This is a genomic window from Aminobacter sp. MDW-2, assembly GCF_014250155.1.
In the GTDB taxonomy this organism is placed as follows: domain Bacteria; phylum Pseudomonadota; class Alphaproteobacteria; order Rhizobiales; family Rhizobiaceae; genus Aminobacter; species Aminobacter ciceronei.
This window is the reverse complement of record NZ_CP060197.1, coordinates 1,637,245-1,650,108: the sequence shown is the minus strand read 5'-3', so window position 1 is coordinate 1,650,108 and position 12,864 is coordinate 1,637,245. Positions and strand designations below refer to the sequence as shown.

At 63.5% G+C, this 12,864-nt stretch carries 12 protein-coding genes; 3 read left to right on the top strand and 9 right to left on the bottom strand.

Translation table 11 applies throughout. The features are described from left to right. Positions 1 to 101: 101 nt before the first annotated feature. The gene (locus H5P29_RS08000; RefSeq protein ID WP_246670861.1) at positions 102 to 2,735 is read right to left on the bottom strand and encodes a DUF3857 domain-containing transglutaminase family protein; all 2,634 of its coding nucleotides are present in this window, start codon (positions 2,733 to 2,735) and stop codon (positions 102 to 104) included. 45 nt (positions 2,736 to 2,780) lie between these two features. Next, a complete protein-coding gene (locus tag H5P29_RS07995) occupies positions 2,781 to 4,265 on the bottom strand; it encodes a carboxypeptidase M32 (protein WP_154386612.1) in 1,485 nt (494 codons plus the stop codon). Between the two features lie 138 nt (positions 4,266 to 4,403). Here H5P29_RS07995 and H5P29_RS07990 point away from each other — a divergent pair, with 138 nt between their 5' ends. Together H5P29_RS07990 and H5P29_RS07985 are read left to right on the top strand one after the other, a co-directional pair. Beyond that, positions 4,404 to 4,757, top strand: a complete 354-nt coding sequence (locus tag H5P29_RS07990; RefSeq protein WP_067956860.1) for a DUF1304 domain-containing protein — start codon at positions 4,404 to 4,406, stop codon at positions 4,755 to 4,757. Between the two features lie 74 nt (positions 4,758 to 4,831). Continuing rightward, positions 4,832 to 5,158, top strand: a complete 327-nt coding sequence (locus H5P29_RS07985; RefSeq protein WP_154386613.1) for a hypothetical protein — start codon at positions 4,832 to 4,834, stop codon at positions 5,156 to 5,158. A gap of 349 nt (positions 5,159 to 5,507) precedes the next feature. On the opposite strand, the gene H5P29_RS07980 is transcribed toward H5P29_RS07985, so the two are convergent. The 7 genes from H5P29_RS07980 to H5P29_RS07950 all read right to left on the bottom strand — a co-directional run bounded on the left by H5P29_RS07980 (position 5,508) and on the right by H5P29_RS07950 (position 11,890). Further along, entirely contained in the window at positions 5,508 to 6,539 is a 1,032-nt protein-coding gene (locus tag H5P29_RS07980; protein WP_067956854.1) for a peptidoglycan -binding protein, read from the bottom strand. Position 6,540: 1 nt separating this feature from the next. Beyond that, on the bottom strand, positions 6,541 to 7,560 hold the full coding sequence (locus H5P29_RS07975) for a MotA/TolQ/ExbB proton channel family protein (RefSeq protein ID WP_067956851.1): 1,020 nt from the start codon (positions 7,558 to 7,560) through the stop codon (positions 6,541 to 6,543). 199 nt (positions 7,561 to 7,759) lie between these two features. Then, positions 7,760 to 8,449 carry a hemolysin III family protein gene (locus H5P29_RS07970; RefSeq protein WP_067956848.1) on the bottom strand — a complete coding sequence of 230 codons (690 nt, stop codon included), beginning with the start codon at positions 8,447 to 8,449 and terminating at the stop codon, positions 7,760 to 7,762. A 175-nt stretch (positions 8,450 to 8,624) separates the two neighbouring features. After that, on the bottom strand, positions 8,625 to 9,425 hold the full coding sequence (locus H5P29_RS07965) for an inositol monophosphatase family protein (RefSeq protein WP_067956845.1): 801 nt from the start codon (positions 9,423 to 9,425) through the stop codon (positions 8,625 to 8,627). A 25-nt stretch (positions 9,426 to 9,450) separates the two neighbouring features. Next, positions 9,451 to 10,017, bottom strand: coding sequence for an elongation factor P (gene efp, locus H5P29_RS07960; RefSeq protein ID WP_018429990.1), 567 nt, complete (start codon positions 10,015 to 10,017; stop codon positions 9,451 to 9,453). 103 nt (positions 10,018 to 10,120) lie between these two features. Beyond that, complete coding sequence (locus tag H5P29_RS07955) at positions 10,121 to 11,236, bottom strand: tetratricopeptide repeat protein (protein WP_067956843.1); 1,116 nt, start codon at positions 11,234 to 11,236, stop codon at positions 10,121 to 10,123. 6 nt (positions 11,237 to 11,242) lie between these two features. Then, a complete protein-coding gene (locus tag H5P29_RS07950) occupies positions 11,243 to 11,890 on the bottom strand; it encodes a thiamine phosphate synthase (protein WP_154386614.1) in 648 nt (215 codons plus the stop codon). A 174-nt stretch (positions 11,891 to 12,064) separates the two neighbouring features. On the opposite strand from H5P29_RS07950, the gene H5P29_RS07945 reads away from it, so the two are divergent. After that, on the top strand, positions 12,065 to 12,835 hold the full coding sequence (locus H5P29_RS07945; protein WP_067956835.1) for a sulfite exporter TauE/SafE family protein: 771 nt from the start codon (positions 12,065 to 12,067) through the stop codon (positions 12,833 to 12,835). The last annotated feature ends 29 nt before the right edge of the window (positions 12,836 to 12,864 follow it).

The window sequence follows — 12,864 nt, the reverse complement described above, 5'->3', positions numbered from 1 at the left end:
GCCCCTCCCAAGGTCCTCTGCTGTCGCGGCGAGTTTCGGGCAACGGACGGCAAGATCAAGCAGAAAGTCTGGCCGCATTGGTTCCGCTGGGGAAAGAGCGGTCAGCCGGAAGTCAGATCGTAGTGAGTCAGAGCCACGGTGAAGAAGACCCCGAAGACCATCCAAACCTTGTCCCAGCCGCTGAGCAGGGCGTTTCGAGCCAGATACTCGGGATTTCTTTCATTGATGCGATTGATCGCGACAACGAGTGGCAGCGGCGCGAGCGCGGAAATGGCCAAACCGCCGAATATCCTGAGACCATTCGCCCAGAATGCTTCGGGTGGCTCGATCGCAAAGGTGTAGACTTCACTGCCCAGCAGCAGCAATCCGGCTACTACGCCCAGCCCGGTTGCGACCTGCCGGGCGCCGAGGTCTCGGTTGACGCGGAGGAAAATCTGTACTGCGAAGAACGACAGAAAGACCCCGCGCAGAAACGACCAATAACGCGCGCCATATGCCAGGTTCTGCTGGCGGAACACGCGCCAGCCCCACAGCATGCCGTACAACCCTCCTGTCATCACCGTCATCACGACGAACTTCTGAGGCGAGATCGGCCAGTAAAGCTGGCCGGGCCGTGGTTTGAAGGTCCGCTGTTCGACCACACAGGTCGCAAGCACGGCCAACAGCCATGCGACAAATGTGATCGCCTGAAGTCCCGACATGCCCTCTTCTTCGTCGGGCTCCTCATGGGTGAAATCATAGAACCACCGTGTATTGTCGGTAATCTTGCCGACCGCCGCTACGTAGTCGCCCACGGCTGACGCCGGCACCTCAGATGCCAGCTTTTTCAGGTCCCAGTTGAGAGTGAACTCCGTTGGCGTGTTGCTCCATTCGATCCGCATGGTCATGTACGGCGTCATGACGTTCGGCGCCTCCGGCCCGGCGAACCGGGCCTTCAGGTTCTTGACCACCACGCTGTGGCGGCGAAACATCGGATTGCCAATCCATATCGGACCGACCCGGCCAATCATTGCGGGCTTGGGAAAGCTGCCGTCGTCAAGATCGGCGCGGAGTGGAAACTTCTTGGCCAGGTCGTTCGCAGCTAGAGCCTCCGGAGACAGCTCATAGGCTTCCGACAAGGTGATCACATTGCGATCGCGATCATCCACCGGTTTCAACGCCGCCACGCTGCGAATACCAGGATATTGCTGGTCATAATATTTGAGGTAGCTGTCGGCGAACTCTTGAAGCGACTGGCCCGCCAGCTTGCGCCGCATCGCATCCGCGTCGGCGCCACGGTAGGTGCTGACCGTCCTCAGGGTCAGCGGATCGCCGGCCTGCACAGGAAAACTGATCTCCTCGGCAACGGCAGTCGTCGGTTCGTGGGCCTCGGCTGCCTGCATCTTTTCCAGCTCGCCTCTCGAACTCGAGAGCGGCAGAACATAGCCGTAGTCGGGCTCGACGAGCCGGCCGCCGCGGCCCCCCTGGAGGTAATCAGTACCATCCAGCCAGAAGACGCGGGAGCCGATTTCTGCGCGCACGATCGCGTGGTCGAATGCCCGCAACGCAGGCAGGAAGCTGGCCAGGCCATAACCGCCATCAAGGTCGGCGAGCGCAACCTCGGCCTTGACCCCGAGATAGGTCAGAGCCGACGCAAGCAGCAGCGCCTTGTCCTTGCAGTCGCCAAAGCCGCTGGCGATCACGGTTGCAGGGTCACGCGGAAGGTATGACCCGGCGCCCATCGAGAGGCTGATGTAGCGAACCTCGTCCTGAACGATGCGCAAGGCCTCGACCATGCGTTCCCGCGGATCGCTCTGGTGCGCAGCAATTTCATCGAGCTTCGCCGCGAAGGCAGGAGGGAAGGTGTTGACCGGCTGATAGCTCGCGGCCACCGCATCAGCCACGTCTCGCCAGCTTGTGGTGGACGATATCTGGACATAACCCCAAGGCGCAAATGAAGCCGGCAGATTGTCTTCAACCTTGACCGGCTCCGGATTGACGATCTCCCAGAGGTAGCGCGTGTGCCCGGCAACATTCGATATCTTCGGCTTGACCGTGGTGCGCTCCTCCTTGAGCGTCAGCGGGCGCGACGTCGGCCAGATGATCTCGCGTCGCATCATGCCGATCGGCATCTCCCACTCGGTGGCAAAGCGATAGTAAAACAGATCTTCGCCGACGAGCTGTTTTCTGTCCGACGTGGTCGCATAGTCGATGGTGTCGCCGACGCGAACGTCCCTGACATCGAGGCGCGCCGTCAGCCAACCATCAAAGACACCGCGCACCGAATCGCGCTCCTGTCGATAGATATCGAAGGTGGCCTCGGCCAGCCTGTCTTGCACGACACCGTCGCGGATGACCCGCAGATGGTTCAGTTTGATGCTATGCCGCGCCGGATCGAAGTTCAGGTTGATCGTCGCAGCCTGCTCGAGCCCCGGGCGGTCGACGACCTTGTAGACCTCGCGCTCATATTCAACATAACCGCCGGGGCGATACATCACCTGCCAATCCGAAAGCAGGCTGGAAATTCCGTTGCGGATCTGGTCGGCCCGGGTCGGGTCGGCAGTCGGAATATCGACTTCAGTTACCCAGCTTTCGGCAGGTCCCTTGCCAACGTCACTGCCAGCATTGGCAAGTCGAGGATGCAAGACCATCAGAAACAGAACAAGGCTGGCGAGGAGCCAGTCCCTTGCCGAAATACTGCAACCCACAACCAAAACCCCGCCGAACAACAACAGCGATGTTGTCGGCGGGATCAATCGGGAAGTAAAGGCCAGGCCTCGAAAGAAGACCTCGCGCTTTTGTTACCTGCCGTAGCGCTTCTTCAGATGTGCCGTGAAATGCGCCGCATTGAGCCTTTCGCCGGTGGCGCGTTCGAGCAGGTCGGGGGTCGACCAGCGCGAGGCCTGCGACCAGATCTTGTCGCGACGCCAGGCGTTGACCGTTTCGAAATGACCGCGTGCGATCTCGTCGTCGACCGAAGGATGTTCCCTGCTCAGCGCTGCCCACTGCTGCGCCGCCATCATCGCGCCCAGCGTGTAGGAGGGGAAGTAGCCGAAGGCAGCACTCGGCCAGTGCACGTCCTGCATCGGACCGTCGGCCGGATTGTCGATGGTCGACAGGCCGAGATAGTCGCGCATCCTGGCGTCCCAGGCCTCGGGCAGGTCGGCGACCGCAAGACGACCCGAAATCAATTCCTGCTCGAGCTCGTAACGCAGGATGACGTGCAACGGATAGGTGACCTCGTCGGCGTCGACGCGGATCAGTCCGCGCTCGACATGGTGCACATGCGGCAGGATCTCCTCCATCGACCAGCGCTCGCCGAGATGCTGCTCGACCAGCGGCAGCGCCCATTGCCAGAAGGCCGGGTTGCGGCCGAGCTGCTTTTCGACAAACAGGCTCTGGCTCTCGTGCACTGCCATGCCCCGCGCCTTGCCGAGCGGCCAGTGCGACCAGGCTTCCGGCAAATTCTGTTCGTAGAGCGCATGGCCGGTCTCATGCAGCACGCCCATCAGCGCCGACAGGAAATCGGAAGTCTTGTAGCGCGTGGTGATGCGCACGTCGGACGGCACGCCACCGCAGAACGGGTGGTGCGACACAGACAGGCTGCCGCGGGTCAGGTCGAAGCCGACGGCGCCCATCATCGCCAGGCCAAGCTCGCGCTGGCGCTCGATGGCATAGACGCCCGACAGCGGCCGCTTCGGGCTTTTGGCCAGGCGCTCCTGCTGCACAGCCAGCGCCTCCGGCACGAAATCCCTGAGGAAGGCCTTGAGGTCGGTGAAAACGGGTGTGATGTCGGCAACGCGGTTCCCGGGGTCGTATTGCTCCATCAGCGCATCATAAGGATCGAGGCCGAGCGCTTCTGACCGCAGCGCCGCCTCCTCGCGCGCAATGGCGACGATGCCTTCAAGCGCCGGCTGGAAGCCGGCCCAGTCGTTCTTGGCCCTGAGGTCGCGCCACAGCTGTTCGCAACGCAGGCGGGCAGCGGTCTGGCGCTCGACGAATTCCGTCGGCAGGCAGGTCATGTTGGTGTACTGGCGGCGGAACTCACGCACGGCGAGGCGCTGATCGTCATTGAGCGCCTCGGTCTCGGCGGCAGCGATCCAGTCTGATATTTCGGGCGCGGTTGCCTGGCGGTGATGCATGCCGGCGAGCGCGGACAGCGCCTCGGCGCGCTTGGCGCCGCCGCCAACCGCCATATGGGTGGCTTCGTCGGCGCCGAGGATGGCGAGCGCATGTTCGAGCGCTTCGAGCTTGCGGCCGAGTTCGTCTAATCTTGCGAAGGACATGGCATTTCCTCTGTCTCAAAGTCGCGGCGAGAGGATACCAATCCGTGCGCCTTCGCAAGACCGTTCGGCTGGTCCACCACTTGCCGGAACGGCAGCCGGCATGCTCAACTTGTGCAACTGAGGTCGAAGGGGGCGACTATGGTCGCAAACATACTGGTCGGGCTCGTCGCCCTGATCCATCTCTACATCGTCTGTCTCGAAATGGTGCTGTGGGACACGCCGCGCGGCCACAAGGCGTTCGGCCTCAAGCCGGACTTCGCCACGGCGTCGAAAGTGCTGGCGGCCAACCAGGGGCTCTACAACGGCTTCCTCGTCGCCGGCCTGATCTGGGGCCTGTGGCTCGGCGAAGCGGGTTTCCAGGTCAAGGTCTTCTTCCTGCTCTGCGTCGCCATCGCCGGGCTCTACGGTGCGGCGACCGTCAGCCGCAAGATCCTCTACATCCAGACCGTGCCGGCAGCATTGGCACTGGCGGCACTCTGGCTCGGCTGGTAGCTCAAAACCCAGTCACCCCCGGGGAGCGATCCGGGGGGACTGGGTACTCGCTTCTCCTAGCGGAGAGCGGCGTCGTGGTCGAGCTGCAGGCCGAGATCGTTGACCTCCGCCATCAGTTGGTCGTACGCGCCAGCAGGAATGTTGCCGCCGTCACGGGCCGAATCACGGACAGCGGTCCTGCGGATCCTCGCCTCTTCGCCGCGCAGACTGCGAAGCTCGGCCGGGGTGATCAGCCTTGCCTTGCTGTCGCTCATGATGCGGGCATCGTCAGCCTGGAGATCCTCAAGGATGGCGCGCAACTGGCCGCCGGTCGCATAACCGTCGGACAGTGCACCGGCGCGTCCGGCTTATCGCCGCCGCTGGGGCTGTTCTGGAACGAAAACTCGCGCATCGTTCCGTGATGCTCCTTGGCGAAAGCCGTCGCCAGGGGCGTTGAAGCAAGGATTGCGGCAAGCGCCGCCTTGAATGCCATAGAGCGCGTTTTTGCGACTTGCGGACCCGCCGGACGCGACAGGACGCCACGTCAATAGCAGGCCGTCTGGAACCGTCGTGTCACGGTGGGAGGTCATCGCCGGCGGTTCCCGGACCGCCAGCGAAAACTAGGCGCGTCACCGCCAGAAACCTAGTTAAGAAAAGATGATCTTGGCCGCCACATTCGGCCTCGGCCTGCCGCAACTCCACCCCCGATGGGGCGGGCCTGTTCACACACGAAATCTTGAGAACGGCCTCACCTGAGTCCGGTGCTGCGGGCTAGCGCTCGGTCAGCTTTAGCTCGATGCGGCGGTTCCTGGAGCGCGCCTCGTCGGTGCCGCTGTCGTCGAGCGGCTGGAATTCGCCAAAGCCGGCGGCGACGAGGCGATTGGCCGGAACGCCGTTCTCGATCAGAAACTTGACCACCGAGGTCGAGCGCGCCGAGGAAAGCTCCCAATTGTCGCGATAGCGTCCGGTGCCTGACAACGGAATGTTGTCGGTGTGACCGTCGACGCGCAGCACCCAGTTAATTTCCGGCGGAATTTCCTTCTGCAGCTCGATGATGGCGTCGGCGAGCTTCTTCATCTCGCCACGGCCGGCCTCGTTGATCTGTTCTGATCCGGTCGGGAACAGCACTTCCGACTGGAACACGAAACGGTCGCCAACGATGCGGATGTTCTCGCGGTCGGACAGGATCTCGCGCAGGCGGCCGAAGAAGTCGGAGCGGTAGCGGTTGAGCTCCTGCACACGCTGGGCCAGGGCCACGTTCAGCCGGCGGCCGAGGTCGGCAATCTTGGTGTTGGATTCCTTGTCGCGCGCCTCGGACGCGTTGAGCGCCTCTTCGAGGGCGCCGATCTGGCGGCGCAGCGCCGAAATCTGCTGGTTGAGCAGCTCGACCTGGCTCAGCGCGCGCTGGCTGACCTGGCGTTCGCTCTCCAGTTCGCCCGACAGCGTGCCGATACGGGCATTGGCCTCGGCGCCGGCGCCGGCGCCCTGGGACAGCAGCTGTTCAAGGCGGCTCTTTTCGCTTTCGGCCGCATTGAGCGAGGCCTGCAGATTGGCGAGCGCATCTTCGGCGTCCTGCGAGCTGGATTTTTCGAGCGCCAGAAGCTGGGTCAGCTCGTTGATCTGCGAGTTGAGCCTGGTCAGTACCTCGTCCTTGCCGGAGATTTCGCGGCTGAGCAGGAACTGCGCCAGAACGAAGACCGAGAGCAGGAACATGATGGCCAGAAGCAGCGTCGACAAAGCGTCGACAAAGCCCGGCCAATAGTCGATCCGGCGGTCGCCGCGCCGCCCGCGCGCCAATGCCACCTTAGTGCACCCCTTCCTTCTTCAGGGCGTCAGCGATCTTTTCGAGCGTGTTGCGCATCGCCTTCTGTTCATCCGACTGCGCCTCGACCCAGTCGCGCATGATTTGCTGTTCGCTGCGCATGTTCTTGACCAGGCCGGAGATGCCATCGGCGAGATTGGCCATGGCGGCGGCGACACGCGGGTTCGAGCCGCCTTGCTCCTGCATGTTGCGCAGGCGCTCGCTGAGCACGCGGAGTTCGTCGGCCGAACCGTTCTTGGCGTCGGCGACGACCATGTCGGAGGACAGATCGGTGACCGACGACAGCCAGTTTTCCAGTTCGGTGTAGAAACGCGTCTGGGCACGTCCGGCCTGGAGGTCGAGAAAGCCGAGCACCAGCGAGCCGGACAGACCGAACAGCGACGACGAGAACGCCGTGCCCATGCCTTGCAGCGGTGCCGCGAGGCCGGCCTTCAGTGCTTCGAGCACAGCCGAGGCATCACCCGAACCGGGATCAAGCGACTGGATGGTCTCGCCGATCGAGCCGATGGTGCCGAGCAGGCCCCAGAAGGTGCCGAGCAGGCCAAGGAAGACGAGCAGGCCGACGAGGTAGCGCGAGACGTCGCGGCTTTCGTCGAGGCGCGTCGCGATGGAATCGAGCATCGTGCGCATCGAGCTGGTCGAGAATGCCATTGATGCGGAACGCCCGAGCATCGCCTTCATCGGCGCCAGCAGCACCGGTTCGGTGGCTTCGGAGCCGGCGCGGAAGGAATTGACCCAGCGCACCTCGCGGAACAGCCGGCCGACCTGGACGAAGGCCAGCCCGATGCCGACGACGAGCACGCCGAGGATCAGACCGTTGAGGCCGGGATTTGTGCCGAAAGCGCTGGAGATCTGCCGCGTCAGAATCGCGGCGATGAAGGCGACGATTGCCAGGAAGATGATCATCGTCAGCAGGAACACCTGCGGAGAGGACAGGCGGTGCGGGTCGTAGCTCAGCACATCGGAGCCTTTACCCACCCCGAGAGATTTCAACAATGCCATCGGCGCCCCGGTTCCGGTTTCCTGCGATCGGAGCCCCGCCTATCCATACGGATGCGCCCGGGCTGCTCCATCGCCGTAAAGTCTATGCACCGAGCTTTTCATGAGTTTCGGCGCGTTACGTTAGTGGACTACGACTGTAAGCGGAAATGTGACGAAAATGAAAGACGCTTGCGCGCGCTGAGCTGGGACCGGCCGTCGGTCAAAGCCGCGCCACGACCAGAAGGTCCATCATTGCGGCCAGATGCAGGCCAGCGCCGGTGACAACGAAGCCATGCCAGACCGCGCTCTGGAAGCGCAGCCGCTGCCACGCGTAGAAGAAGACGCCGCAGGAATAGACCATGCCGCCGGCAAACAGCAGCCACAACGTCGCCGCCGGCAAGGTGGCGATCAGCGGCTGCAGGATGACGATGCCGCTCCAGCCCATGGCAAGGTAGAAGGCGATCGCCAGCCGGTCGAGCCGGCCGGGCAGGAACAGCTTGATCGCCATGCCGGCTGCCGCCGCCGACCAGACGATGCCGGCCATCCAGCCTGCCGTGACGCGATCGTCGAGCTGGACAAGGAACGGCGTGTAGGTGGCGGCGATCAAAAGGTAGATGCCGGCATGGTCGAAGCGGCGCAGCACCCACTTGGCCGGCGATACCGGCCACAGATTGTAGGCACATGACACCGACAGCACGGTAAGCAGGGCGACGACGAAGACGATCGCGGCGAGATATTCGCCCGTGGCCGTAAAGAATGCGGAGACGGAGAGCAGCACAGCACCGGCGGCGACGGCGAGCACGATGCCGACCGCATGGACCACGCCGTCGGCGATCAGCTCGGCGCGCGAATGACTGTAGCGCCCGACGAAGGGCACAGCTGTGTCAGGCTTGCGCTGCGTGTCCGACATGGTCCGTCCCTGCGCCCTTCATGGTGCATGACCTCGAAAATCGGTACCGATTTCGGAAAGGATCATGCACCGCTCAAACGTTCTACAGCGTCCTTGGCGCGTCCACATGGACGCGCGGCACTGTAGATATGGGCAGGCGTAATTGACGATGGCAAGAAACCGGCGACGCGGCGGATCAGCGCGGCGTGACCGGGCGCTTCAGCGTCTTGATGAGCGCGCGGTGTATGGTCTCGTTGCCGGCGACGATCGAGCCGCCGTCGAGCATGTCCTGGCCGCCCTTGTCGTCGGAGACGAAACCGCCGGCTTCGCGCACGAGCAGGATACCCGCAGCGACGTCCCAGGGCGACAGCGACGTCTCCCAGAAACCGTCCATGCGGCCGGCAGCGACATAAGCCAGGTCGAGCGCGGCCGAGCCGAGACGACGGATGCCCGCCACTTCGCCCATGACGTTGCGCAGCTCGAGCAGGAAGTTGCCGTGATGGCCACGGCCGAGATGCGGCACGCCGCAGCCGATGACGGCATCGACCAGCTTGGTACGGCCGGAAACACGCAGGCGGCGATCATTGAGGAAGGCGCCACCGCCACGCTCGGCGGTGTAGAGCTCGTCCATCGCCGGGTTGTAGACGACGGCGGCAACGATCTGGCCCTGGCGCTCCAGCGCGATCGAGATCGAGAACACCGGAATGCCGTGCAGGAAGTTGGTGGTACCGTCGAGTGGATCGACGATCCAGCGATGCTGGTCGTCCTCGCCGGCGACGGCGCCGCGCTCTTCCATCAGGAAGCCATAGCCGGCGCGTGCCTTGGACAGCTCGGTGAAGATGATGTCTTCGGCCTTGCGATCGGCCTGGCTGACATAGTCGCCCGGGCCTTTCAGCGAGACCTGCAGATTCTGCACCTCGCCGAAATCACGCGCCAGCGAGCGGCCGGCCTTCATGGCGGCCTGCACCATAACATTTAGGATCGCTGAACGCGCCATTTCTACAACCTCAGCAGTGTCGAAATCAGTCCGCGCGGCGGACGTAGGTGATTTCGTTGGTGTCGACGATGATGCGCTCGCCCGAAGAGATGAACGGCGGAACCAGCACGCGGACGCCGTTTTCCAGCACGGCCGGCTTGTAGGACGACGCAGCCGTCTGGCCCTTCACGACAGGATCGGCTTCGGTGATCGTCAGCGTCACCTGGTCGGGCAGCGCGATGCCGATCGGGCGCTCGTCATAGAGCTCGACGGTAACCATCATGCCGTCCTGCAGGAACGCAGCGCGATCGCCGACAAAATCCTTGAGCAGTTCGAGCTGCTCGTAGCTGGCGGTGTCCATGAACACCAGGGCGTCGCCCTGCTCGTAGAGGAACGAAAAATCCTTCTGCTCCAGGCGGACCTTCTCGACGGTCTCGGCTGAGCGGAAACGCTCGTTGAGCTTGGTGCCGTTGATGAGGTTCTTCAGTTCGACCTGGTTGTAGGCGCCGCCCTTGCCGGGCTTGACGTGATTGGTCCTGACCGCCACCCAGAGGCCGCCGTCATGCTCGATGACGTTGCCGGGACGGATTTCGTTGCCGTTGATCTTGGCCATGATTGGATTCCGGAAGAGAGGTTTGCGCCGGAAGGGGCGCTATCGGCGCCTCCAAGACCACAAAATGGCTTTTTAGGCAAGAGAAGTCGAGATTTTCGCTGGATCAGCGCAGACGGTTGGCACGTTCCAGCGCCTGCTTCATCTCGGCGTCGGTCAGGCCACGCAGGAAGTCGTCCATCTCGGGATCGTTGAGCCCGGCACGGCGGGCGTTGATGTACCACGCCGCCGCCAGAATGGGATCGGGATCGACGCCGATGCCGCCCATATAGAACTTGGCGAGCCGGTTCTGCGCCGCGACATTGCCGCCATCGGCGGCAAGCTTCATCCAGCCGAAGGCGGATTTCAGGTCGCGATCGCCGCCACGGCCATCGGCCATCCATAAGCCGAGGTCGAACTGGGCCGAGTCGTAGTTCTGCCTGGCGGCACGGACGAGCAGCAGCCGCGCCTGGTTGTCGTCGCGGCGCTTGCCGCCGACGCCGTTGGCGTAGACCTGGGCCATGGCGTATTGCGCATCGGGCAGCCCGGTGGCCGCCGCGCGCTCGTAATAGGGCACGGCCTTTTCGAGGCCCTTGCCGCCCGGTTCGCGCTGCACCAGCATCTGGGCATAGTTGAACTGGGCGAAACGGTTGCCGGCTTCGGCCGCCGCCTGCATCAGCGCATTGGCGGCCTTGTCGTCGCGGGTAACGTATCTTCCATCGAGCAGCATCAGCGCATATTGGAACTGGGCTTCGGGAATGCCCTGTTCTGCGGCGCGTTCATACCATTTGGCCGCCTCGCTGTCGTTGCGGGCGACGCCCAGGCCGCGCGAAAGGATCTCGGCGACCAGCGTCTGCGCAGCGGCATCGCCGGCCTCGGCACGTGTGATGCCAAGATTGTAGGCCGTCTTGTAGAGGCCACGCTGGAAGGCGCCGTAGGCTTCGTCAGAATGCTTGCCGCCGAAACGGTTGGGGTCGATGCCGTCTGTCGTCTTGGCCGCCGGATTGGCGCCGAGGTCTGGAGTTTGAGGTGCGGGCACCGGTTCGACGACCGGCATGGGCGCGGCGTCGAGCGGCATCGGCGCCGGTCCGAAGCGATTTGGATCGATCAGGTCGAGCGGCTTGCCGAGCGAAGGAATGGCTCCCTGGTCGGACGGCGTGATCGGCGCGCTCTCGACGGCAATCGCGGGCTCGAGCCCAAAGCCCAGGCACAGCAAAGCGGCAAGAAGGCGCGAACGATCCATCGATGACTACTCCTCGAAACGCGGCGCGGTTTCGTCGAGCAGCGCATTGGCGCGGGCCACCGCCTCGCGCGGGTCGATGCCTTCGCCGAACACCGCCGACGACAGGGCAACGAATTCGACGCCGGTAGCAGCCACTGCCTCGACCGAGGCGATGTCCGAACCGGCCATGACGATGCACGGGATCTCGATCATCTCGGACCACCATTCACCGAGCGAGAGATTGCGCGAATGCGGCTCGGGCTTGTTGTCGTAACCGAAGCGACCGAAGAAGATGTAGTCTGGTCGCTCTTCGCCGAGCTCAAGCGCATCGTCGCGCGTCTTTGCGCCACCGGCACCGACCATCATGCGCTGCTGGTAGCTTTCGACGGCCTCCGCAAGCTCTTCCTTGTTGCCCTCTATATGGATGCCATCGGCATGGACACGCCCGGCGACGCGGGTGTCGCCGGCGACGACCACTGCCACCCCGGCCTTCTGCGCGGCGGCCACGACCTTTTCGGCAAAGCTCTGGAACGACGCTTCATCGACGCCCTCGCCGGGCAGGATCAGCGATGCGACGTCGCCACCGGCGAGTGCCGCCTCGACCTGTTGCGGGGCGACTGTCGGCGGCGCGATCAGCACGATACGGCAGCGATTGGGTGGCGTGGTTGGGTTCATGTGCATCGATCCGGGTGCTTGTCGCCTATGCAAGGCGATCATGTTTGCATTGGGGCATAGAACAAAGTGCTGCCGTTGAACAGGATGGGCGGCAAAGCCCAAGCATATGAAAACATGGGGAAGGCACTCGCCAACTGCCCGGCATCCCGATATTGCGGATTCGAGAGGCCCTCGATGACCGACCTTCTTCTCGACCCGTGGTTCTATGCAGCGGCAGTTCCTGCCGTGATTCTGGTTGGCCTTTCCAAGGGTGGCTTTGGCGGTGCCGTCGGCTTCGTCGGCGTTCCGCTGATGGCGCTGGTGATTTCGCCGGTGCAGGCTGCTGCAATCCTTTTGCCGATCCTGATCCTGATGGATGTGGTGTCGCTGTGGACCTGGCGCGGCGTCTTCGACCGCACGATCCTGTGGCAGATGCTGCCGGGCTCGATCATCGGCATCGGCATCGGCTGGCTGATGGCCTCTGTCGTGACTGCCGACAATGTGCGCTTCATCGTCGGCGCCATCGCCTTCATCTTCGTGGCGCGCTGGATTTACACCAGCCTGCGCCACGGCGCCGACCACAAGACCGAGCCGAACGGCGCCGCCGGCGCCTTCTGGGGATCGATCGCCGGCTTCACCAGCTTCGTCGCCCATGTCGGTGGCCCGCCATTCCAGGTCTACACCTTGCCGCTGAGGATGGATCCGAAGGTGCTGACCGGCACCAGCGTCATCTTCTTCGCCGTCACCAACGCCATCAAGCTGGTGCCCTACTTTGCGCTCGGCCAGTTCGACACAGCCAATCTGACCGCCTCGCTGGCGCTGATGCCATTGGCACCGCTGGCGACGCTGGCCGGCGCTTGGCTGGTCAGGCGGATGCGGCCGGAAATCTTCTACCCCTTCACTTACGCGACGGTGGCAATCGTCGCCCTGAAGCTGCTTTATGACGGGGTGGTCGACTTTATGTGAGGATGACCGCCTCGCGGCGGTGGAATAGG

Excerpts from the sequence above, each read along its gene's own strand:
- H5P29_RS07970 (WP_067956848.1), bottom strand. The coding sequence starts at position 8,449 with ATGTCGGACACGCAGCGCAAGCCTGACACAGCTGTGCCCTTCGTCGGG.
- H5P29_RS07975 (WP_067956851.1), bottom strand. The coding sequence starts at position 7,560 with ATGGCATTGTTGAAATCTCTCGGGGTGGGTAAAGGCTCCGATGTGCTG.
- efp (WP_018429990.1), bottom strand. The coding sequence starts at position 10,017 with ATGGCCAAGATCAACGGCAACGAAATCCGTCCCGGCAACGTCATCGAG.
- H5P29_RS07965 (WP_067956845.1), bottom strand. The coding sequence starts at position 9,425 with ATGGCGCGTTCAGCGATCCTAAATGTTATGGTGCAGGCCGCCATGAAG.
- H5P29_RS07990 (WP_067956860.1), top strand. The coding sequence starts at position 4,404 with ATGGTCGCAAACATACTGGTCGGGCTCGTCGCCCTGATCCATCTCTAC.
- H5P29_RS07945 (WP_067956835.1), top strand. The coding sequence starts at position 12,065 with ATGACCGACCTTCTTCTCGACCCGTGGTTCTATGCAGCGGCAGTTCCT.
- H5P29_RS07955 (WP_067956843.1), bottom strand. The coding sequence starts at position 11,236 with ATGGATCGTTCGCGCCTTCTTGCCGCTTTGCTGTGCCTGGGCTTTGGG.
- H5P29_RS07950 (WP_154386614.1), bottom strand. The coding sequence starts at position 11,890 with ATGAACCCAACCACGCCACCCAATCGCTGCCGTATCGTGCTGATCGCG.
- H5P29_RS07995 (WP_154386612.1), bottom strand. The coding sequence starts at position 4,265 with ATGTCCTTCGCAAGATTAGACGAACTCGGCCGCAAGCTCGAAGCGCTC.